Below are 513 nucleotides of genomic sequence, written 5' to 3' on the forward strand. Positions count from 1 at the left end.
GAATAAGACGTCCGAGTATTACATTCTCTTTTAAACCTGACAAATTATCCACTCTACATTCAATTGCTGCTTGCGTAAGTATTCGGCTTGTTTCTTGGAACGAAGCCGCTGATAAAAATGACTCAGAAGCACTCGCAACAGCAGTAATTCCTAAAAGAATCGGTTCAGCTTTAGGTAATCTTATATCTTTTATTTCATCGTACTTCTTTTCTTTTTTTAATTCTTTAATATAATCTTCTAACTTTTTAATCTCTTCCTCAAAAACTTTTCTCTGAACGATCTCACCATAAATAAACTCATAAAATTTCTTCGATTTATAATTCTTAGGCAACACTCCAGGATCAACAATTCTTACAAAAGATAACATCTGTTTTATTATTATCTCTATGTGTTTATCATTAATAGTAACACCTTGTAATCTATAAACACCTTGAATTTCGTTTAGTAAAAATTCTTGTAAGTGCTGAACACCTCTAATAGCTAAATACTTATGAGGATCTATGGTCCCTTCAG

The 513-nt window shown here is 31.6% G+C and carries 1 protein-coding gene; it reads right to left on the reverse strand.

The genetic code is table 11. The features are described from left to right. On the reverse strand, window positions 1-513 hold a 513-nt coding region (locus N2257_10875; protein ID MCX7794888.1), incomplete at both ends, for a hypothetical protein.

The sequence above is a fragment of the Thermodesulfovibrionales bacterium genome, from assembly GCA_026417875.1.
In the GTDB taxonomy this organism is placed as follows: domain Bacteria; phylum Nitrospirota; class Thermodesulfovibrionia; order Thermodesulfovibrionales; family CALJEL01; genus CALJEL01.